General features: G+C 67.2%; 16 protein-coding genes. 9 read left to right on the top strand and 7 right to left on the bottom strand.

Features of this window, described 5'->3' with window-relative positions; translation table 11 throughout:
- Positions 1–83: 83 nt before the first annotated feature.
- Both DFQ15_RS10815 and DFQ15_RS10820 read right to left on the bottom strand, forming a co-directional pair.
- Complete coding sequence (locus DFQ15_RS10815) at positions 84–2,363, bottom strand: FUSC family protein (RefSeq protein WP_110465988.1); 2,280 nt, start codon at positions 2,361–2,363, stop codon at positions 84–86.
- Between the two features lie 16 nt (positions 2,364–2,379).
- Entirely contained in the window at positions 2,380–3,378 is a 999-nt protein-coding gene (locus tag DFQ15_RS10820) for an inositol monophosphatase family protein (RefSeq protein ID WP_110465989.1), read from the bottom strand.
- Between the two features lie 158 nt (positions 3,379–3,536).
- Between DFQ15_RS10820 and DFQ15_RS10825 the strand changes: the two genes are divergently transcribed.
- Both DFQ15_RS10825 and cysE read left to right on the top strand, forming a co-directional pair.
- On the top strand, positions 3,537–4,283 hold the full coding sequence (locus tag DFQ15_RS10825; protein ID WP_110465990.1) for an RNA methyltransferase: 747 nt from the start codon (positions 3,537–3,539) through the stop codon (positions 4,281–4,283).
- A gap of 33 nt (positions 4,284–4,316) precedes the next feature.
- On the top strand, positions 4,317–5,093 hold the full coding sequence (cysE, locus tag DFQ15_RS10830) for a serine O-acetyltransferase (protein ID WP_110465991.1): 777 nt from the start codon (positions 4,317–4,319) through the stop codon (positions 5,091–5,093).
- Positions 5,094–5,162: 69 nt separating this feature from the next.
- Here cysE and mog read toward each other — a convergent pair whose 3' ends face one another.
- Together mog and yjgA are read right to left on the bottom strand one after the other, a co-directional pair.
- Positions 5,163–5,780, bottom strand: a complete 618-nt coding sequence (gene mog / locus DFQ15_RS10835) for a molybdopterin adenylyltransferase (RefSeq protein WP_110465992.1) — start codon at positions 5,778–5,780, stop codon at positions 5,163–5,165.
- A complete protein-coding gene (yjgA, locus tag DFQ15_RS10840; protein ID WP_110465993.1) occupies positions 5,773–6,432 on the bottom strand; it encodes a ribosome biogenesis factor YjgA in 660 nt (219 codons plus the stop codon). The genes mog and yjgA overlap by 8 nt, the downstream gene beginning before the upstream one ends.
- 147 nt (positions 6,433–6,579) lie before the next feature.
- On the opposite strand from yjgA, the gene pmbA reads away from it, so the two are divergent.
- Complete coding sequence (gene pmbA, locus DFQ15_RS10845; protein ID WP_110465994.1) at positions 6,580–7,953, top strand: metalloprotease PmbA; 1,374 nt, start codon at positions 6,580–6,582, stop codon at positions 7,951–7,953.
- 22 nt (positions 7,954–7,975) lie between these two features.
- On the opposite strand, the gene DFQ15_RS10850 is transcribed toward pmbA, so the two are convergent.
- The 3 genes from DFQ15_RS10850 to DFQ15_RS10860 form a co-directional block, all read right to left on the bottom strand.
- The gene (locus DFQ15_RS10850) at positions 7,976–8,734 is read right to left on the bottom strand and encodes a 3-hydroxyacyl-CoA dehydrogenase (RefSeq protein ID WP_110465995.1); all 759 of its coding nucleotides are present in this window, start codon (positions 8,732–8,734) and stop codon (positions 7,976–7,978) included.
- A 271-nt stretch (positions 8,735–9,005) separates the two neighbouring features.
- Entirely contained in the window at positions 9,006–9,572 is a 567-nt protein-coding gene (locus tag DFQ15_RS10855) for a phasin family protein (RefSeq protein ID WP_055842908.1), read from the bottom strand.
- 273 nt (positions 9,573–9,845) lie between these two features.
- Positions 9,846–10,067, bottom strand: a complete 222-nt coding sequence (locus DFQ15_RS10860) for a hypothetical protein (RefSeq protein ID WP_110465996.1) — start codon at positions 10,065–10,067, stop codon at positions 9,846–9,848.
- Positions 10,068–10,157: 90 nt separating this feature from the next.
- Here DFQ15_RS10860 and DFQ15_RS10865 point away from each other — a divergent pair, with 90 nt between their 5' ends.
- The 6 genes from DFQ15_RS10865 to DFQ15_RS10890 all read left to right on the top strand — a co-directional run bounded on the left by DFQ15_RS10865 (position 10,158) and on the right by DFQ15_RS10890 (position 20,451).
- Positions 10,158–10,694, top strand: a complete 537-nt coding sequence (locus DFQ15_RS10865) for a MarR family winged helix-turn-helix transcriptional regulator (RefSeq protein ID WP_110465997.1) — start codon at positions 10,158–10,160, stop codon at positions 10,692–10,694.
- Positions 10,695–10,907: 213 nt separating this feature from the next.
- Entirely contained in the window at positions 10,908–12,284 is a 1,377-nt protein-coding gene (locus DFQ15_RS10870; RefSeq protein WP_259292652.1) for an efflux transporter outer membrane subunit, read from the top strand.
- Positions 12,285–12,358: 74 nt separating this feature from the next.
- Positions 12,359–13,702: an efflux RND transporter periplasmic adaptor subunit gene (locus DFQ15_RS10875; RefSeq protein WP_110465998.1), complete on the top strand. Its 1,344-nt coding sequence runs from the start codon at positions 12,359–12,361 to the stop codon at positions 13,700–13,702.
- Between the two features lie 34 nt (positions 13,703–13,736).
- On the top strand, positions 13,737–15,305 hold the full coding sequence (locus DFQ15_RS10880; protein WP_110465999.1) for a DHA2 family efflux MFS transporter permease subunit: 1,569 nt from the start codon (positions 13,737–13,739) through the stop codon (positions 15,303–15,305).
- A 541-nt stretch (positions 15,306–15,846) separates the two neighbouring features.
- The gene (locus DFQ15_RS10885; protein WP_110466000.1) at positions 15,847–18,453 is read left to right on the top strand and encodes a leucine-rich repeat domain-containing protein; all 2,607 of its coding nucleotides are present in this window, start codon (positions 15,847–15,849) and stop codon (positions 18,451–18,453) included.
- A gap of 66 nt (positions 18,454–18,519) precedes the next feature.
- On the top strand, positions 18,520–20,451 hold the full coding sequence (locus DFQ15_RS10890; protein WP_110466001.1) for a leucine-rich repeat domain-containing protein: 1,932 nt from the start codon (positions 18,520–18,522) through the stop codon (positions 20,449–20,451).
- Positions 20,452–20,614: the final 163 nt, after the last annotated feature.

The raw sequence follows: 20,614 nt of genomic DNA on the forward strand, positions 1-20,614 counted from the left end.
TCGTGTTCCTTTTTTACGGGCGTGGTCTGCAAAGAGAAAGCGTCCCCGAGGCCGCTTCTGCGACGTGCCGGGCCGGCGGGGCCTCAGGCCGCCGCGCGTAAGGCCACCTGCCGCATGCGCTGCGCGGTGGTTTCCGCCAGTGCCAGCCGCTCCATAAGCCAGGGCGTCAGGTCGGTCGCCAGCGGGTCCGGCGGACGCAGGGAGCCCCTGGGCAGCAGCGTGGGCGCCGCATCGTCCGCTGCGGCTGCGGCTGCGGCTGCGGCTGCGACGGTTGCCGCAGAGTGGGCTGCGTTGTCTCTTTTCGTCGTGATGGTGGGTGCGTCGGCTGTCGCGATCGGGGCTTCCGACAGCGACAGGGCCTGGTCGATCGTCTCCGCTGCCCGCGCCAGCGCCGGCCCGACCACCGCCATGTCGAGCTGTCTCCGGCGTAGCTGCAGCGCCGATTTCACCGCGGTAAGCCGAGCCAGCATGCGGTAGCTGAGCGCCTGCAGTGTTTCGAGAGGTTCGAGCGGCGGCCGCACCGAGGCGGGCTCGGCCAGCGTGCGGGCGGTGGCCTGCACCAGGGCCGAGAGGCTGTCGTACGCTTCGCGGCGGGCCAGCCGCCAGTCGATGTCGGGGCTTTGCGTGTCGCCCGGCACCAGCGCCAGCCGCGCATGGCGCGCCTGGGCCAACAGCGTGCGGCGCACCAGGCCGGGCAGCTGGTTGCGTTCCCAGACCGGCAACACGTAGCTGAAGAGCCAGGCGATCACCGCGCCCAGCACCGTGTCGGCCAATCGCTCGACCAGGGCGAAGTTGGTGTGGCTGCCGGCGACCAGCAGGTGCGCCTGCAGCAGGCCGGTGGTGGTGGCGGCGATCGAAGTGATCAGGTAGCGCCGGATCGCGAAGGCATGGGCGATGGCCGTGGCCAGCGCCACCGTCGCCAGGATGGCCGCCGGCGCGGGGTCGGTGCCCAGCACCGCCATCACCACGCCGCAGCCGAGCAGGGTGCCCATGATCCGCGCGTTCCGCCGCTCCAGCGTCTGGGCCAGGTTGGTCCGCAGCACGACGGTGATCGTCACCAGGATCCAGTAGCCGTGCGTCGTCCACGGCAGGTGCAGCGACACCAGGTAGCCGGTGCCCACCGCGGCGGCCACCCGCAGCGCGTGCCGCAGCGTGGGCGCGTACCAGCCCGACTGCGACCGCAGCGGCTTCCACGACCAGGCGGTGGGGCTGATGAAGAGCTGCCAGTTCTCCCGCACCGAGGCGATCTCGGGCGCCAGGTCGCCGCGCTGCAGGGCGAACATCCGCTCGACCTCGTCGCCGATGGCGGCTACCCGCTCGGTCACGTGGCGGACGATGCGGGCCTCGGGCGCGGCATCCTCGGCGGTATCGGGCAGCAGGGTCGAGTAGAGCCGGCCGAGCGCGATCCGCAGCTCGTGCGCGCCGCGGGCCACCCGGCCCAGCAGCATGTCGGTGGCCAGCGTCTCGACCTGCTCGGCGTAGCCCATCAGCGCGTCGTAGACCTGGGGCAGGGCGGCCGCCTCGCCCTTGCGGCGGGCGAGGGATTCCAGGTCTAGCTCGCAGGCGATCAGGTGGTCGCGCGCCTCCAGCAGCGCGAGCAGGATCGCCGCGCTCCGGGCCCGCGGCCGGGAGGAGGGCGACTCCAGCACCACGTCGCGCACGCTTTGCAGGCTGTCGGCCAGCGCCGCCTGGCTGCGCAGCATGTCGGCCAGCAAGGTCTCCTCGTCGGCGTTCTCGCCGAAGCGCCGGGCCTGGGTGCGCAGCGCGCCGGCGAAGGCCAGCAGCGCCTCGGCCAGCAGCTGCTCGCGGTAGCGGCGGTTGAGCAGCGCGCCCATCGCCACGCCGTAGACCAGGTAGAGCCCCGCGCCGGTCGCGTACCAGCCGGCCCGCGCCAGCGCGTCGAGCGCGCCGCTGGGCGGCGGCGTCGCCATCGCGAACAGCATCGAGAAGGCCATGCCGATGGCGATCGGCCCGCCGCGCTTGCCCCAGGCCACGCCCATGAACGAAACGAAACTGCCGAAGACCAGCACCATGCCCTGCTGCACCGGGTCGTGGTGCGAGAGCTGCATCGCCAGAAACAGCGGCATGCCCAGCGCCGGGGCGGGCGCCATCTGCTGGAACTTGTGGTGCTTCTGCGCCGGCAGGTCGGGCAGCGTGGCCACCAGCGCGCCGACGCCCGCGGCCGAGGCGGCGGCCAGGCCGTCGAGAAAATAGATCGCCAGCGCGATCGTGATCAGCCCCACGCCGACGGCCATGCCGTTGGTCACGTTGCTGCCGAGCGCCGCCCACAGGAACGCGCGCGCATGCCGCTGCAGCCGGACAGCGGCCCGCACGGGAGCCGAACGACCGGCGCGGCGGATCATGGCGGCGGGCGCGGTGTCAGAGTTCGGTGCCGGGGGTCTTGCGGATGCGGGTCAGGCGGCGCGAGACGGGTGCGGCCGGGGCTTCGTCGGCAGTGGTTTGCGCTGCCGGGGCGATGTCGGCATCGGCCAGCTCGGGTGCCACGTCGTACGGCCTGCCGGGCTCGCGCGAGGCGACGCCGCGCGCCGCCTCCTGCTTGGCGGCCACGCCGGCGAACTTCGAGTACTTGCCGACCACCGACACCAGCTGGGCATAGATGCGCGGGTTGGCGGCCAGGCATTCGCGCTGCTCCAGGAAGTCGGATTCGCCGCTGAAGTTGCCGACCAGGCCGCCGGCCTCCTGCACCAGCAGCGATCCGGCGGCCACGTCCCAGGGCGACAGGCCGGTCTCGAAGAAGCCGTCGCTGAAGCCCGCGGCCACATATGCCAGGTCGAGCGCGGCGGCGCCCGGGCGGCGGATGCCGGCGGTGCGCTGCATCACGTCGCCCATCACCTGCAGGTACTGCTGCAGGTCGTCGCCGGGGCGGAACGGGAAACCGGTGGCGATCAGGCACTCCTGCAGCCGGGTGCGTTTGGAGACGCGGATGCGCCGCTCGTTCACATAGGCCCCGCGGCCCTTGGTGGCGGTGAAGAGGTCGTTGCGGGTCGGGTCGTAGACCACGGCCTGCTCGATCCTGCCGCGCACCGACAGGGCGATGCTGACGCAGTAGACCGGAAAGCCGTGGATGAAGTTGGTGGTGCCGTCGAGCGGATCGACGATCCAGACGAATTCGGAATCCCGGGCGCCGTGCGTGTTGCCGCTTTCCTCCGCCAGGATGCCGTGCCCGGGGTAGGCGGTGAGCAGCGTCTCGATGATCGACTGCTCGCTCGCCTGGTCCACCTCGGTCACGAAGTCGTTCACCTGCTTCTGCGAGATCCGCACCGACTCGATGTCGAGCGCGGCGCGGTTGATGATGGCGCCGGCGGCGCGGGCGGCCTTGACGGCCACGTTGAGCATGGGATGCAGGTTGGACGACATTGGATTGTGACGAGGAGCGGCGGGCAGGGCGCACCCGGCGATGCGGGCGGCGAAAGGCGCGATTTTACCCGCCGGCCGGCGCAGCGGGCCACTGCGGCGGGCAGGCCCTCCGATCGCCGCGACAATGGCGGCCCTTGTGTTCCCGCCACCGCCCCGCCATGCGCACCCGCTTCATCCTGCTCCACACCAGCCATGCCGGCAACGTCGGCGCCGCCGCCCGCGCGATGAAGACGATGGGTTTCGACGACCTGGTGCTGGTCGCGCCGCGCTGGGACAACGTGCTGCGCCGCGAAGAGACGATCCAGCGGGCGAGCGGCGCGCTGGATGTGCTGCGCAACGCCCGCATCGTCGCCACGCTCGACGAGGCGATCGACGGCATGACCCACCTCTGCGCCACCGCGATGGTGCCGCGCGACTTCGGCCCGCCCACCGGCACGCCGCGCGAGCATCTGCCGCCGCTGGCCGCGGGGGCCGGGGCGGCGGGCGAGCAGGGTGTCGGCTTCCTGTTCGGCTCCGAGCGCTTCGGCATGCGGAACGAGGACGTCTACCGCTGCCACGTCGCGCTGCGGATCCCGACGAATCCGCAGTTCGGCTCGCTCAACCTGGGCGCGGCCATCCAGGTGGTGGCCTACGAATGGCGGCTGGCGCTGGGCGGCTTCGGCGATGCGGACACCGCGGCGCCGCCCGAGGGCCCGCGGCGCGCCGACACGCGGCAGGTGGCCGGCATGCTCGACCACTGGGAGCGCGCGCTGGTCGACGTGGGCTTCCTCGATCCTGCCGCGCCCAAGAAGCTGATGCCGCGGCTGCAGCAGCTGTTCCACCGCGCGCAGCTCACCGACGAGGAAATCCACATCCTGCGCGGTGTCGCCAAGGCGATGTCGGCGGCCGGCGGCCCGAGTCGATAGACTGCAACGCCCGTCAGAATCCCACCCGAAGTCATGTTCCAGCGCCTGCGCTCCGATATCCAGTGCATCCTCGACCGCGACCCTGCCGCGCGCAGTGCGTGGGAGGTGATGACCTGTTATCCGGGCCTGCACGCGCTGGTGCTGCACCGGCTGGCGCACCGCTGCTGGACGCGGGGCTTCAAGTGGCTCGGCCGGTTCGTCTCGAACATCGCGCGCTGGCTGACCGGCATCGAGATCCACCCGGGCGCGGTCGTCGGCGAGCGGGTCTTCTTCGACCATGCGATGGGCGTGGTGGTCGGCGAGACGGCCGAGATCGGCGACGGCTGCACCATCTACCAGGGCGTCACGCTGGGCGGCACCTCGCTCTACAAGGGCGCCAAGCGCCATCCGACGCTGGGCCGCGACGTGGTGGTGAGCGCCGGCGCCAAGGTGCTGGGCGGTTTCACCGTGGGCGACGGCGCAAAGATCGGCAGCAACGCGGTGGTGCTCAAGCCGGTGCCGGCCGGTGCCACCGCGGTCGGCATCCCGGCGCGCATCCTGCCGCAGAAGGACGCCGGCGAGCCCGGTGCCGCGCCGGCGACGCGCACGTTCTCCGCCTATGGCGTGACGCTGGAAGACGATCCGGTCGGCCAGACGCTCAGAGGCCTGATCGGTACCGCGTCGACCCAGGAGCACCAGATCACGCTGCTGTGGCAGGCGATCGAGGCGCTGTCGGCGCGGGGCGGCGGGCGCGGCGATTGCGTGCCCGACGGCGCGGCGCGCTGCGAGAACTTCGAGGCCGAGAAGCTGAATGCCCTGGTCGGCAAGTAGCGGCAGCCGGTTGCTATTATATTGATAGCTGGAGGTCGGCGCCGATCGCCGGCTCCGGCTATTTTTCTTTCAAGAACCGCCGGCAGCGCCGGCCGGGGGCCGCAGGGCCGATTTGGGCCGGAAGGCCTTGCACACCGCATCGTCCGTTTCCAGGTACGGCCCGCCGATCAGGTCGATGCAGTAGGGCACGGCGGCGAAGATGCCCGGCACGGCGACGCTGCCGTCGGCGTTGCGCAGGCCCTCTAGCGTCTCGGCGATCGCCTTCGGCTGGCCGGGCAGGTTCAGGATCAGGCTCTTGTCGCGAATCGCGCCCACCTGGCGCGACAGAATCGCGGTCGGCACGAAGCGCAGGCCGATCTGGCGCATCTGCTCGCCGAAGCCGGGCATCTCGCGATGGGCGATGGCCAGCGTCGCATCGGGCGTCACGTCGCGCGGCGCCGGGCCGGTGCCGCCGGTGGTCAGCACCAGGGCGCAGCCGGCATCGACCAGCTCGACCAGCGTGGCGCCGATGGTGGCCTGCTCGTCGGGAATCAGGCGCGACGCGAAGGTGATGGGATTGCGCAGCGCGCGCGCCAGCCACGCCCGCAGGGCGGGCAGGCCCTGGTCCTGGTAGACGCCGGCGCTGGCACGGTCGCTGACCGATACGATGCCGATGCGGACCGGGTCGAAGGGGGTGGTGTCATTCATCCGCGACGTCCTCCGCGCCGGTGTCTGCCGCGGGCGTGTCGTTGGCGGCGGTCAGTTGCGCGCGCACCAGCTGGAAGATCTCGCGGTAGGCGCGGCCGTGGCGCGGGGCCAGGCCCGGCCTCTCGGGCACCGCGTCCCTGCGGGCCTGCCGCACCAGGGCGCGCAGCTGCTGGATGTCGGTCTGCGGCCAGGCCTCGATCCAGCGCTGCACCGCCTCGTCGTTGTCGACCAGGTCGCCGCGCCATTGCTCGGCCTGGTGCAGCGCCAGCGTCTCGCGGGCCGAGCCGTGCTGCTGCTCGGCCAGGGCGGCGCGGGCGGCTTCGCGGGTGGGCTCGTCCAGCCGGCGCATCAACTTGCCGATGTACTGCATCTGCCGCCGCTTGCCTTCGAAGTTGGTGATGCGGCGGGCCTCGGCCAGCGCGTCGAACAGCTTCTCGGGCAGGTGGATGTGGGCGACGAGGTCGGCGCGCATCGTGACCAGGGCCTCGCCCAGGTCCTGCAGCTCGTCGCTCTCCTTCTTCATGTCGGTGCGGCTGGAGGCGTGGTTCTCGTCGGTGCCTTTCAACTCGTGCTTGAGCCGGATGTCGAGTTCACTGCCTTCGGCAACGAAGCGGCCCTGGACGAAGTAGCCTTTTTTGGGTTTGCGTGACATGTCGGGAGGGCGGGCCGACTGCGGTGGGCAGTCGGTGCGCCGAAATGGAAACGGGGGAGGGCGCGCCGGTGCAAGGCCCCGTGCCGCGAGCGGCAGGAGCGGGCCGCGGCGGCCGGCGAGGGGGCGGCAAGTATCATAGCCCTCGCCATGAAGACCCCACCCCCCCCCAGAGCCGACAGCGGCTTCAGCTACAGCCGCCCGTTCTTCGAAGACCTCGTCGATGCGGCCCTCTCCCACGCCAAGAAGATCGGCGCGACCGATGCGGGTGCCGAGGCGTCCGAAGGCTGCGGCCTGAGCGTCAGCGTCCGCAAGGGCGAACTCGAGAACGTCGAGCGCAACCGCGACAAGTCGCTGGGGGTGACCGTCTACCTGGGCCAGCGCCGGGGCAACGCCAGCACCTCCGATTTCTCCAGGGCCGCGATCGAGCAGACGGTGCAGGCCGCCTACGACATCGCCCGCTTCACCGCCGAAGACCCGGTCGCGGGCCTGCCCGACGAGGCCGACATCGCGACCGAGCACCCCGACCTGGGCCTGTTCCATCCGTGGGCCGTCACCAGCGAAGAGGCGGCCGAGCGGGCCAAGGCCTGCGAGCGCGCCGCGCTGCGCACCGACCGCCGCATCACCAACAGCGAAGGCGCGGGCGTGTCGGCCCAGCAGTCGCATTTCTTCAGCGCGCATACCCGGGGCTTTCGCGGCGGCTACGCCAGCTCGCGGCACAGCATGTCGGTCGCGCCCATCGCCGGCCGCGGCGACGACATGCAGCGCGACAGCTGGTACAGCTCGATGCGCAACGCCGCCGACCTGGCCAGCCCCGAGGCCGTCGGCCGTTATGCCGCCGAGCGCGCGCTGGCGCGGCTGAAGGCGCGCAAGATCCCGACGGTCGAGTGCCCGGTGCTGTTCGAGTCGCCGCTGGCGGCCGGCCTGCTGGGCGCCTTCACCCAGGCGGTGAGCGGCGGCGCGCTGTACCGCAAGAGCAGCTTCCTGCTCGACTCGCTGGGCAAGCAGGTCTTCCCCGACCACATCGACATCCACGAAGACCCGTTCGTCGTCGGCGGCAAGGGCAGCTCGCCCTTCGACGACGAAGGCGTGCGCACCCAGGCCCGCACCGTGGTCGACGCGGGCACGGTGCAGGGCTACTTCCTCGGCACCTATTCGGCCCGCAAGCTCGGCATGAAGACCACCGGCAACGCCGGCGGCTCGCACAACCTGGTGCTGACCTCGCGCCGCACCGCCGCAGGCGACGACTTGGCCGCGATGCTGAAGAGGCTGGGCACCGGCCTCTTCGTGGTCGAGCTGATGGGGCAGGGGGTGAACTACGTCACCGGCGACTATTCGCGCGGCGCCAGCGGCTTCTGGGTCGAGAACGGCGAGATCGCGTTCCCGGTGCAGGAGATCACCATCGCCGGCAACATGGCCGAGATGTTCAAGGGCATCGCCGCCATCGGCGCCGACGCGTACAACTACGGCGCGAAGACGGTCGGCTCGGTGCTGGTCGACAAGATGAAGGTGGCGGGCAGCTGAACGGCCGCGCAATGTTTATCTATTACTTCGGTGCGAGCCGGATCGCGCCGTCGAGGCGGATCACCTCGCCGTTGAGCATGTCGTTCTCGACGATGTGCTTGACGAGCTTGGCATAGTCCACGGGCGTGCCCAGGCGGGGCGGGAAGGGCACGCCGGCGGCCAGCGCGTCCTGCACCGCCTGCGGCATGCCGAAGAGCATCGGCGTGCCGAAGATGCCCGGCGCGATCGTCATGTTGCGGATGCCGTTGCGGGCCAGGTCCCGCGCGATCGGCAGCGTCATGCCGACGATGCCGCCCTTCGAGGCGGCGTACGCCGCCTGGCCGATCTGCCCGTCGTAGGCCGCCACCGAGGCGGTCGAGATCAGCACGCCGCGCTCGCCGGTGGGCAGCGGGGCGTTGCGGGACATGGCTTCGGCCGCGAGCCGGATCATGTTGAAGCTGCCGACCAGGTTGACGGTGATCGCCTTGCCGAAGACGGCCAGCGAATGGGCGCCGTTCTTGCCCACCGTCTTCTCGGCCGGCGCGATGCCGGCGCAGTTGACCAGGCCCGCCAGCGTGCCGAGCGCCACCGCCCGTGCCACGACCGCCTGGCCGTCGGCCTCCTGCGTCACGTCGCAGCGCACGAAGGCGCCGCCGATCGCCTGTGCGACGGCTTCGCCCTTGTCGTCCTGCATGTCGGCCACGACCACCCGCGCGCCGTTCGCCGCCAGCATCCGCGCCGTGCCTTCGCCCAGGCCCGATGCGCCACCGGCGACGATGAAAACCTTGCCTGCGATGTCCATGTGTCTCACTCCTTTGACGTTGACGTAAACGTCAATTATGGCCAAAGCCGCAAACGCGGCGCCCAAAAGAAAAGGCCCGGCGGGGCCGGGCCTTCTTCGCGCTGGGCGCGGTGGATGGGTGCATTCGCGCAACCTACGCCATTCGAGCAGAAGGTGTGAAAGAACCGTAGCGAGCAAGCCCGGGTGTGCGTCGAGGACCGGAGCCGTACTTCTGTACGGTGAGGACCGCAGGCGCGCAATCGGGCTGCGCAGTAGGTTCTCTCACACCTTCTCAGCGCTTGCGGGCGGCGGCGGTGGTGGCGGCAGCGCCGGTTTTGGCGGCGTTCATCGCGGTGCTGGACACGGCGTTGAAGTTGGCTTCGGCCACGTCCGATGCCTGCTTGACGGCCTTCTGCACCGATTCGTAGGCGTTGTTGGCCGCGGCTACGGCGCTCTTGAGCACCGCGACGGCGGTTTCGGAGCCGGCCGGTGCGTTGCGCGATGCGTTGTCGACCATGCCGGCGAAGGCCTGCTGTGCTTCGCCCGCCTTGCCTTCGATCGCCTTGCCGAACTCGGAGCCGGTGCCCTGGGCGATGTCGTACAGGTGGCGACTGTAGGCGGCGGTCTTCTCGGCCAGCGGCTGGAGCATCCCGGCGTGCAGGGCGATCAGCTCTTGCGCATCCTTGACGCTCAGGACGGCCTGGGTGTGGTTGGCGGCATCCGACAGGGCGGCGCGGGAGGCGGTCACGTTCAGCTCGACCAGTTTCTCCATGCCTTCGAAGGCCTTGGCGGTCAGGGAGAACAGGGCGTCGACGTTGGCCTTGTGGGCGGCGATCATCTGGTCGGCGGTCAGGGTCATGGCAAAACTCCTCTGTGGTGGAAAGATGTCGGGGCAAACCTTGCCCGCGAGGTCGCTGTCGTCGCTATGTTGCGCTGCAACATTTCCAAAGTATAGGCACGCAAGTGCCTACATCAAGCCTTTTATGTTGCGCTGCAACAAACCTCCGACAGGCGGTAGACCGTCCGAAAGCCCAGGCCGGCCTCCGCCGCACTCCGCGCGGCCCATTCTGGGCGCGCGCCACCCGGCTGTATCCGATCTGTCCGCCGCCTGTTGCGACTGTTTCCCGCTGTTTCAGCGCTTTCTGATAGAGGTTCGGCTTTTGTAGGCGCCGCAGCCGGCCAGCACGATGCCGATCGCGATCGCCAGCCAGCCGACCATCGCGCTGCCTTCCACCGCTGCCCGCAATTCTTCCGAACGCATATAGGGGGGCGCGACCAGGATGGCCGCGCCGATGGCGGCGCAGGCCACGCCTCGCAGCAGGAGATGGCGGGCCGGCATGTTCTGAAGTTTCATGGCCCGGACTGTAGCCGAGCATGTCGGCTAAAAACCTGCCAATGCAGTTAGTGTCTTGACATTATTTGCCTAGGCATTTATATTTGCGACATGAGCGATACAGCATCCCTTTCCTCCGAGGCGGGGGCCGGCGCGCCGGACCCCGCCTCGCACAAGCACCTGCACTCCGAGCACAACATCGGCTACCAGATGCGCCGCATCGTGACGCTGGTCGGCACCGAGATCGAACGTCGCATGGAGCCCCTGGGCCTGACCGACGCCCAGTGGAAGCCGCTGTTGCGGATGTATCTCGACGAGGAAACGACGGTGGCCGCATTGGCCCGCGGCTGCCACCTGGATGCCGGCGCGATGACTCGGCTGCTCGACCGGCTGGAGGCCAAGGGCCTGTGCCGCCGCACCCGTTCTCTGGAAGACCGGCGCGTCGTCAAGCTGGAGCTGACGCCGGAAGGCCGCACCGCGGCCGAACAGATCCCCGGCATCGTCGGCCGGGTGCAGGACGTGGCGGCGCAGGGTTTCAGCGCGGAGGAGTTCCGACAACTGCGCGGCTTCCTGGCGCGCCTTCTGGACAACGTGCAGGTGTTCGGCTCGCCGGCCTGCCACAACGACAACGAGGGCTCTTCGACATGAAATACGACCAAAGCCACTCCGCCGACGCACCGCCGGCGGTGCCGGAGCCCGCATCGGCGTCGCGCGGGGGCGCCTGGCTGTACCTGGCCACGCTGGCCGTGAGCTTGGGCCTGGCCGCCTGCGCCAACATGTCGGGCATCGCCCCGCATGCGCAGTTGCGGGAGGGCGCGTCGCTCGGCCTGCCGTCGGCGGCCACCGGCACGCCCCGACGTGATGGCCGACTTCGCGGTGCCCAACGAATGGTGGCGCAGCTTCGGCGATGCGCAGCTCGACCGGCTGGTGGGCCAGGCCTTGTCGAGCAGCCCCAACCTGCGCCTGGCCGAGGCCCGCATCGCCCGCGCCCAGGCGGTCACCGAGACGGCCCGCGCGGCCGACGGCCCGCAATTGAACGGCAGCCTGGACGTGACCCGCCAGCTCTACAGCGCCAACGGCCCCTATCCGCCGCCCCTGGCCGGCGGCACCTACAACAGCGGCGTCGGCCGGCTCTCGGGCGGCTGGGAGATCGACTTCTTCGGCCGCAACCGCGCCGCTCTCGAGGCCGCGCTGGGCGCCACCCGGGCGGCGCAGGCCGATGCCCAGGCCGCACGCCTGCTGCTGGCAAGCAACGTGACCCGCAACTACTTCCAGCTCTCGCGGCTGCAGGCCCAGCTGGCGGTGTCGGAGCGCACCCTGGCCCAGCGCGGCGAAACCCTGAGCCTGGTGCGCGACCGGGTCGGTGCCGGCCTGGACACCCGCCTGGAGCAGCGCCGGAGCGAGGGCGGCCTGCCCGACGCGCGGCGCGAGATCGAATCCCTGCGCGAGCAGATCGCGCTGACGCGCAATGCGATCGGCGCCCTGGTCGGCGTGCCGGGCGGCGCCCATGCGCTGGTGGCGCCTGCGATGGAGAGGGTACAGGCCGCGCCGGTGCCCGCCGTGCTGCCCGCCGACCTGCTCGGCCGCCGCCCCGACATAGCCGCCGCCCGCTGGCGGGTCGAAGCCGCGGGCCGGGACATCCTGGTCGCCAAGACGATGTTCTATCCCAACGTCAACCTGGCCGGCTTCGTCGGCCTGTCGTCGATCGGGCTAGACCGGTTCGCCGCATCGGGCAGCAAGGAATGGGGCTTCGGCCCGGCGATCCGGCTGCCGATCTTCGACTCGGGCCGGCTGCGTGCCAACCTGCGCGGCAAGACCGCCGACCTGGACGCGGCGGTCGAGAGCTACAACGCCAGCCTGATCGATGCGGTGCACGACGTGGCCGACCAGGTCGCCTCGTCGCGCGCCATAGTCCGCCAGCAGGACGAGCAGCGGCAGGCGCAGGAGGCGGCCGACGGTGCCTATGCCATCGCTGTGCAGCGCTACAAGGCCGGCCTGGGCAACTACCTGAACGTGCTGACGGCCGAGAGCACCGTGCTGCTGCAGCGTCGCCAGGCGGTGGAGCTGTCGGCCCGCCGGCTCGACACGCAGGTCTCGCTGATCCGCGCCCTGGGCGGCGGCTACACCGCGCCCGAGATCGGTGCGTCCGCATCGCCGGCGCGGGTCGAGGCCGGCGGCGCCGACGCCGCCGCGCCCCGTGTCGCCGCCGCGCAGATCGACGCGCCGCCGGTGCGCTGACCGCGCTGCCCGATCACCTCCGCGCTCCGCGCCGGCCGACCCTCTCCCATTCCCATTTTTCTGGATCTGCTGCCATGAACGCACCGCAAGACCGCTCGCCCGCCGCCACTCCCGTGGCCGAACCCGCTCCCGCCGCACCTTCCGCGGCACCCGCGCACACCTCCGACCCCAGGCGGCGCCGTGCGCTGACCGTCATCGCCGCGGTGGTGCTGGTCGCCGGTGCCGGCTGGGGCCTCTACGAATACCGGGTCGCGAGCCACTACGAATCGACCGACAACGCCTATGTCCAGGGCAACGTGATCCAGATCACCCCGCAGATCGGCGGCACGGTGATGGCGATCCTGGCCGACGACACCGACTTCGTGAAGGCCGGCCAGCCGCTGGTCAAGCTCGACCCGGCCGATGCCCGCGTCGCGCTGGAGCAGGCCGAGGCCGCCCTGGCCCAGGCGGTGCGCCAGGCCCGCACGCTCTACACCAACAACGGATCGCTGGCCGCGCAGATCACGCTGCGCCAGGCCGACATGACCAAGGCCCAGAGCGACGTGGCCCGCGCCGACGACGACCTGAACCGCCGCCAGGCCCTGACCGGCAACGGCGCGGTGTCGAAGGAAGAACTCAACCACGCCCGCACCCAGCTGGAGACGGCCCGCAGCGCGGTGGCCGCGACCCAGGCCGGCGTGACCGCGGCGCGCGAACAGCTCGCCAGCAACCAGGCGATGACCGAAGGCACCCGGGTCGAGGAACACCCGAGCGTTCTGGTCGCCGCCGCGAAGGTGCGCGAGGCCTACCTGGCCACCCAGCGCGCCGCGTTGCCGGCGCCGGTCGACGGCTACGTCGCCAAGCGCACGGTGCAGCTCGGTCAGCGGGTGAACGCCGGCACGCCGATGATGTCGGTGGTGCCGCTCGACCAGCTCTGGGTCGATGCCAACTTCAAGGAAGTGCAGCTGCGCAACATCCGCCTGGGCCAGCCGGTCACCCTGACCGCCGACGTCTACGGCAAGAAGATCGAGTATCGCGGCACCGTGGCCGGCCTGGGCGTGGGCACCGGCGCGGCCTTCGCGTTGCTGCCGGCGCAGAACGCCACCGGCAACTGGATCAAGGTGGTGCAGCGAGTGCCGGTGCGCATCGCGCTCGATCGCCAGCAGCTGGTCGACAATCCGCTGCGGGTCGGCCTGTCGATGGATGTGGAAGTGGACGTGGCCGACAAGAACGGCAAGACGCTGGCCGACGCGCCGCGCGCCGCCGTCTTCGCCCAGACCCAGGTCTACCACGCGCTCGACGAGGGGGCCGAGGCCGAGGTGCAGCGGGTGATCGCAGCCAACATGGGCAGGACCGGCGCCAAGGCCGTGGCCGCGGCCCGCGCCGAGGCGAGCCGGGTGCTGGCCGCGTCGGTCGCGGCCGCGGCCGCGGTGCATTGAGCGGTCGGCACGTCGCTTCGAGCGAAAACCCGCCATGTCGTCCGCGACCGCCGCACCGGCCTACCGTCCGCCACCCCCGCTAGAGGGCTCCGCCCGCATGTGGGGCACGGTGGCCCTGTCGGCCGCCACCTTCATGAACGTGCTGGACACCTCGATCGCCAACGTGTCGCTGCCCGCGATCGCGGGCGACCTGGGCGTCAGCTCCAACCAGGGCACCTGGGTCATCACCAGCTTCGCGGTCGCGAACGCCATCGCGGTGCCGCTCACCGGCTGGCTGTCGCAGCGCTTCGGCCAGGTGCGGCTGTTCTGCACCAGCGTCGTGCTGTTCGTGATCGCCTCCTGGCTCTGCGGCCTGGCGCCCAACATGGCGACGCTGATCGCGTTCCGCGCGCTGCAGGGCTTCGTCGCCGGGCCGATGATCCCGCTGTCGCAGACCCTGCTGCTCAGCAGCTACCCGAAAGCCGCGGCCGGCACCGCCATGGCGATGTGGTCGATGACCACGCTGATCGCGCCGGTGATGGGGCCGCTGCTGGGCGGCTGGATCACCGACAACATGACCTGGCCGTGGATCTTCTACATCAACATCCCGGTGGGCCTGGTCGCCGCGACCGGTGCCTGGTCGCTCTACCGCAAGCGGGAGAGCCAGGTGCGCAAGCTGCCGATCGATTCGATCGGCCTGGCGCTGCTGGTGCTGTGGGTGGGCTCGATGCAGGTGATGCTAGACCTGGGCAAGGAGAACGACTGGTTCCACTCGCCGCTGGTGGTGGGGCTGGGCGTGGCCGCAGTGGTGGGTGTGGCCTTCTTCCTGGCCTGGGAGTTCACCGAGAAGCATCCGGTGGTCGACCTGTCGCTGTTCGCGCGCCGCAACTTCTGGGCGGGCACGCTCGCCACCGGCGTGGGCTACGGGCTCTTTTTCGGCAACGTGGTGCTGCTGCCGCTCTGGCTGCAGCAGTTCATGGGCTACACCGCCACCCAGGCCGGCATGGTCACCGCGCCGGTGGGCCTGATGGCGCTGATCCTGTCGCCGGTCGTGGGCAAGAACCTGCACCGGGTCGATCCGCGGCGCTTCGCGACCGGCGCGTTCCTGGTGTTCGCGGTGGTGCTGTACCTGCGCTCGCGCTTCAACACCCAGGCCGACATCTTCACCATCCTGATCCCGACGCTGATCCAGGGCGTCGCGATGGCGCTGTTCTTCATCCCGCTGGTGACGATCACGCTGTCGGGCCTGCCGCCCGAGCGGATTCCGGCCGCCTCGGGCCTGTCGAACTTCGTGCGGATCACCGCGGGCGCCATCGGCACCTCGGTCGTCACCACGATCTGGGAGAACCGGGCCGCGCTGCACCATGCGCAGCTGAGCGAATCGGTCACCCGCGGCAGTCCGGCGGGCGACGCGATCGCCGCGCTCGGCGCTGCGGGCCTGTCGCCCGAGCAGGCGCTGGCGCAGGTCGACCGGCTGGTGGACCAGCAGGCGTTCATGCTGGCGGCCAACGACGTGTTCTACGCGTCGGCCATCGTCTTCCTGCTGTTGATCCCGCTGGTGTGGCTCTCGCACCCGACGGTGGCGAGCGAAGGCAGCGCCGACGCGGCTGCCGGTGCGCACTAGTCGGCTGCGCCGGTAGCGCTGCCGGGCGGAAGCGAGTTCGCCCCCGACGGTCTTCGCCGGGGAGGGGGCTTTCGCTGTCCAGGTCTTCACCACGAAGCCTCCTCGCGAAATTCGAAAGAAAAAGGGCTGCAGCCGTAACGGGAAAACGACTGCTTGCTATCTATTTTGTAGCAAAAACGCGAAAGGCTCTGGACGCTTGTCCATGGCCTTTTCTGCGTGCGCCGTCGCCACGGTGGACGAGCGAGAGATGCGCAAGGCCGGCATTCGACCTCGCTCCACTCCGAAATGTGCAGACCATCCCCTCGGCTCGGCTCGGCTCGGCGCCAGCACTTGCGCAAAAACCCATTGCGATTCCAAACTTCGTATAGCAGGGAATATGTTCGCCTGAAACGCTTGCGAGACACCCGGACCGCTTCACCATCGACATCGTGCTTTCCCATTGCCGAATGCGTGGTGCACCCGGCATTTCACTTCTTCCAACTTCAGCAGAACATCGGCGGCTCGAGCGCTGTGCTCGCAATTTCTGCAGACAGGTAATAAAATGCTTCGTCTTATCAGTGATAAATTCAGTGGCGTTCTCAACGAGCCTTCACAAAACTCGAATTCCGGCTCGGAATGCTCGAATGCCGCGAGGTCGAAAAGTAAGCAATGGCAAGACGACACAGGTCTGACCAGTTGGGCCAATGCATCCCGTCGAGCTAACGAACAAAGGCAGCAGGCTGCGAAAATAATAAACTCTGCTGCAGACAAGAAATCGGTAAGTCTTGCGGGTCTCGGCCTGACCGAGCTGCCACCCGACCAAAACCTCGCAAGGATGAACAAGGTGACATCCTTGTCGCTTGCCGGGAATAACCTGACCAGTATCGATGCGGCGATATTTCAGTTGCTCAAACTCAAACAACTGGATATTTCGCGTAACCTGCTTGGCGGGATTTCCGGGGAAATAGGCCAACTGCAGGATTTACGAGCCCTCGATGCCTCGAACGCGGGCATCGAGTGGGTGCCGGCTCAAATCGGAAGTCTCCCGAAACTGGAAAATCTCGATCTCAGCAATAACGCGCTGGACAGGTTGCCGTCCGAGATCGGAAATCTGTCCAAACTGGAAGTATTGAAGCTCAACGGGAATATGCTGAAAAACCGACCCGCAGCCTGCGAAATCGATGAGTCGCAGCAGGCGGGCTTGCCCCAAGAAATCGGACGTCTGAGTAAACTCCGCGAGCTGGATCTTTCCAGTAACCATTTTCAAAGCGTGCCGGAGGAAATAGGACGGCTTGGCAATTTGCAAACGTTGAAATTCAATCATAATGCATTGACGGATGGCTTGGATTCTCATGCCATTCCCGGCTCGATAGCACAATTGAAAAACCTCGGCGTTTTGGACCTTTCCGACAATCCAGAACTCGCATCGATTCCTCGGGATTTCGGTCCTTTGCACTACTCTTCCAAGAAAAAGTTGCAAATCGGCAGGCAGCAGCAAGCGAATTCCCCATCGGCTAAGATTCTATCAAAAACATTATCTTTGGGTCGGAATAAATCGGAAGATCAGGCGCCGGTTCCCATCGCCATCTCCGTTAAAAATACCGCGATTCCCTGGACCATGTTCGAGGCCGGTCGCCTGCCCGCGCTGTCGCCCGCCGACAGGCCTCCTCCCCTGCAGGCGAAGGCACTGTACGCGCCGCCGAACGATGCGGTGGGCGCTCGCGGAATTTCCCGTATGCAAGAGCCGGACGAAAGAATGGTGCCCCATCCGCTGGCAAACGCCGTACCCCCCGGCGCGATGCGGCCTCCAGCCATGTTACCCGTCGACGGTGCGCAACAGCCATTCACGGCATATGGGGACATGCAGGCCTTCCAATGGCTGATGCAGCGGGCGGCGGGGGCTGGTGGCGATGTACAGCAACAGCCATTTTCGATGCCGCATTCGGCAGAGCTTCCAGTGCCCGAGCGTGCCCGGTCGCCCGATGCGCAATCAGACTGTTCGACCGATTCCTTCGCGAGTGCGTCCGACATGCCATTTCACGAGACGGCCTCCGCACCCGTTCCGGGCAGTGGCATGACACGTCCGACCAACGTCATGTCGGCTTCGTCGAGTGCGGCGAACCCGGCAGGGGGCGTGCAGCCCAGGCATGGCGGGACGCCGAGCCTCCCCATGCCCCCCACACACGCTTTCCCATCGCACGGCGCGCCGCCACCTTATGGCCCGCTGGTGCAGCGTGATCCGATGCCGTTCGCAGCCTTGCAACAGCCGTCCCAACCGTATGCGCCACCGCATGCCGCGTACCGAGACGGTGCGCCCGCGGGGGCGGCCGCCCCCGTGCGCTATCCCCAGCAGCCTCAGGTGACTTTTCCGGGTTCCATGCCATTCGGGAACATGGCGCTGCAACCCTTCGGTGCGCAAGCAACAGGCTTCGCAGGCGCTTCGGCCTTGCAAAACCCGCTGTTCGCAGGCCTGCTGAGCAAAATTGCCGCCGGTGTCGCCCCGCCTCCTATGGGTATTCAGCACAGCGGCGGTTTTGGACGAGATATTCGCCCCGCCTACAGCCCGCAACTCGTCTCGCCCGCCCAGGCCATGTTTGAAAGAATTGGAATCGCGTCGATCCAGGCAAGCAGACTCAAGGGGCTGTCGGAATCATGCTCCCTCGAACTGGAAGGCGATCTTTTGAATCATCGCATCGGGGAGGCTTTGCGCAGCGATTCTCCAGGTAAAAATCTTTGGAATATCGGTCTCAGCATATACCGACAAAAATTTATCAACGATCGGGCGAATGACGTCGCCGCAATAAACCGCGACAAGAAAAACAATTCCCCCGTGCCGCTCGCGGCGCTGCTGATAGACGACCCGAAGCAGATCGCCTTGGTCTACCAGACCCTTGTATCGAATGAGCTGGGGATTCCGGGATTCGAAGCCTGGCGACGAAAGCTCGACGATGGCGACGAGGAGTATCTCGGCCTCTTCGGGAGGGTGGTCGCTCCGTCGGACTTCGATAACGTCCGCAGACACCTCATCACAGACCTGTTCGCTCAAGAGAGCCAAAATTACGGTTTGGCCGTCGCTGAATTCGTGGAAAACCAGAATTTTTGGAAAAATTTCCAGCGAGACGTGAAAAAGGCGGAAAAGTTCGCGAATCAGAGCAGGCACGATTATTGATTCGGCCAGTCTCCATTAAAACCTTGCCGACAGCAAGCCAGAACCTCGTATCGACAGGAGTATCGAATGGGCCAAAATATTTCAGCACTGCGCGAGATACTCGAAACGCCGCATATGTATCAACCCGATGCTCAAATGATCGAGCATATCGCGAACGCCAACCGACCCAGGCGTGCTGCAAGCCCCGACGGACTACGGCCGCGCGAACGACCCGCCCCCGACATGCCGAAGGCTTCGCCAAGAGCCCGCGCCGAACCGGACAGCCTTCATATGGTGGGATTCGTGCGCGGCCGCAAACCTTCGAGAAGCCATGAAGACCCGGCGCGCCGACTCCAGCAGTGGGTGGAGGGCGGAATAGCTACCGAAATGCGCCAGGAAGCGCTCGATCGCATCAAACAGGCGTTGATGCAACGCTCGCCACTGGTGGATCTTAGCGGCCTTGGCCTGTACAGCCTGCCTCCGGACATCGGTAAGCTCACCGAAACAAGAATGCTCTGCGTTTCGGATAACGAGCTTCACAGATTGCCGCCGGAGATTGGAAATCTCGTGAACCTCCGAGTGCTGGAGGCCGCCAACAACAAGCTCGGATTCGGTTCCAAAACAGGTGGTTTGCCGAAAGAAATCGGCCGCCTCTCTAGTTTGGAAAAACTGAATCTCAAAGGGAACGAGCTCAGTGTTTTGCCACCCAGCATAGGAAATCTCTCCAAATTGAGGGAATTCAACGTCAGTGACAATAAACTCGAACATCTGCCGGCCGAGATTGCCAATCTGGGCCAACTTGAACGATTTTCTGCATGTCGCAACCTGCTTTCGCAGGTGCCTGGCGCGATGGGCGTGATGTCGCAATTGCGCAGCTTGAATCTCTCGAATAACCAATTGTGGAGTTTGCCAGACGCATGGGGCCGGGTTCCCGGTCAACCCATTTCATTGTCCGGAACGCTGCGAGAACTCAACATCTCCGATAACCAAATACAACAATTGCCGCAGTCTTTTCAAATTCCGCAAAAAAGACTTACCTTGTTCGTCGCCAACAATCCTCTGGAAATCTTGCCGATCAACTACGGGGGCTTCACCTACGCGCAAAAGCCTTTCAATGACGAGCCGGATCAAACGCTCACGAATCACAATGGAACCGTCAAGGTATTCGTCAAAGATACGAAAGTGCGCCAGGGGTTGGTGGAGGAGGGCCGACTGGCGGCCGGCCGAGGCATCTACGCCCTCGGCCCCTTCGTGCCTGCGCAAGAGCGACGCCCACCCAAACCGATGATTCAGGCTTACGACGCAGATTCCCTATATTCGGTTGAAGATTACATCGAGGACCATCGCGAGGAAGGGGGTATCGAGAATATCGCCATGGTCGGCAAGCAGGCGGGGCTCCCGATGGCCATCGAAAGAGTCCCTGCCGACTGGGCCGAGCAAAGGGTTCAGGCCTGGGCCGGAGAAGAGGCCGCGGCTTATGCGTTTCGCAATCGCCCAGCGGCGCCGGCGCCTCGCCCCATGGATTCGCTACCGCAGTGGGATGCCGCGCTCCCCAGCGCCTTTCGCACAGCGCCCGCCGCGATGGCACCGCAAGCCGCGAGCGTCGCTCCGCAAGCGGCGTTGCAGCAACCGTTTCTCGAATTATTTTTCGCCCAATTACAGCAGTTGCCTCCCTCCCTGCAGGGGCCCATTCACGCTTACATGTCAAGCCTGACACCCGAACAACTGGTGACGGAACTATTACAGATACAAAACCAGAACATGCCCGCCATTTTCGGTCAAGCCTCATTCTTCGCACCGCCAGGCGGCGTACCGCTGCAGCCCGTTCCTCCGGTTCTCCCCCACGCTGCGGCCGGTTTCGACCATAACGGAGCAAGCTCTTCCATGGGGGCGAACTTCGATCCAAACCCTGCCGTACCGCAGTGGACGGATCTCCCGCCATGGAGCCAAAGACCCCCCATGCCGGAGAACCAGGGACTGCTCGGTAAGTTCAAATCGTTTCTGGGTCGAGGCGAATGATGCGAGCTTTCGCGGTCGGCGGACTGTTCTTTATAACACGGCCAATTCGCATTTCGATAGATTATCGTGCGCCATTCGAAGGAGGTGAAGTATGTAGAAAGCTGATTCCCTCGATACCCTGAAATTCAAAATTCTGACGATGGTGCCAGTATTTTGGGTGCAT

Origin of the sequence: Xylophilus ampelinus, assembly GCF_003217575.1 — a bacterium.
In the GTDB taxonomy this organism is placed as follows: Bacteria; Pseudomonadota; Gammaproteobacteria; order Burkholderiales; family Burkholderiaceae_C; genus Xylophilus; species Xylophilus ampelinus.

Excerpts from the sequence above, each read along its gene's own strand:
- pmbA (WP_110465994.1), top strand. The coding sequence starts at position 6,580 with ATGAAGACCCCACCCCCCCCCAGAGCCGACAGCGGCTTCAGCTACAGC.
- DFQ15_RS10820 (WP_110465989.1), bottom strand. The coding sequence starts at position 3,378 with ATGTCGTCCAACCTGCATCCCATGCTCAACGTGGCCGTCAAGGCCGCC.
- DFQ15_RS10890 (WP_110466001.1), top strand. The coding sequence starts at position 18,520 with ATGGGCCAAAATATTTCAGCACTGCGCGAGATACTCGAAACGCCGCAT.
- cysE (WP_110465991.1), top strand. The coding sequence starts at position 4,317 with ATGTTCCAGCGCCTGCGCTCCGATATCCAGTGCATCCTCGACCGCGAC.
- DFQ15_RS10870 (WP_259292652.1), top strand. The coding sequence starts at position 10,908 with ATGGCCGACTTCGCGGTGCCCAACGAATGGTGGCGCAGCTTCGGCGAT.
- yjgA (WP_110465993.1), bottom strand. The coding sequence starts at position 6,432 with ATGTCACGCAAACCCAAAAAAGGCTACTTCGTCCAGGGCCGCTTCGTT.
- DFQ15_RS10825 (WP_110465990.1), top strand. The coding sequence starts at position 3,537 with ATGCGCACCCGCTTCATCCTGCTCCACACCAGCCATGCCGGCAACGTC.
- DFQ15_RS10885 (WP_110466000.1), top strand. The coding sequence starts at position 15,847 with ATGCTTCGTCTTATCAGTGATAAATTCAGTGGCGTTCTCAACGAGCCT.
- mog (WP_110465992.1), bottom strand. The coding sequence starts at position 5,780 with ATGAATGACACCACCCCCTTCGACCCGGTCCGCATCGGCATCGTATCG.
- DFQ15_RS10875 (WP_110465998.1), top strand. The coding sequence starts at position 12,359 with ATGAACGCACCGCAAGACCGCTCGCCCGCCGCCACTCCCGTGGCCGAA.
- DFQ15_RS10865 (WP_110465997.1), top strand. The coding sequence starts at position 10,158 with ATGAGCGATACAGCATCCCTTTCCTCCGAGGCGGGGGCCGGCGCGCCG.
- DFQ15_RS10880 (WP_110465999.1), top strand. The coding sequence starts at position 13,737 with ATGTCGTCCGCGACCGCCGCACCGGCCTACCGTCCGCCACCCCCGCTA.
- DFQ15_RS10855 (WP_055842908.1), bottom strand. The coding sequence starts at position 9,572 with ATGACCCTGACCGCCGACCAGATGATCGCCGCCCACAAGGCCAACGTC.
- DFQ15_RS10815 (WP_110465988.1), bottom strand. The coding sequence starts at position 2,363 with ATGATCCGCCGCGCCGGTCGTTCGGCTCCCGTGCGGGCCGCTGTCCGG.
- DFQ15_RS10860 (WP_110465996.1), bottom strand. The coding sequence starts at position 10,067 with ATGAAACTTCAGAACATGCCGGCCCGCCATCTCCTGCTGCGAGGCGTG.
- DFQ15_RS10850 (WP_110465995.1), bottom strand. The coding sequence starts at position 8,734 with ATGGACATCGCAGGCAAGGTTTTCATCGTCGCCGGTGGCGCATCGGGC.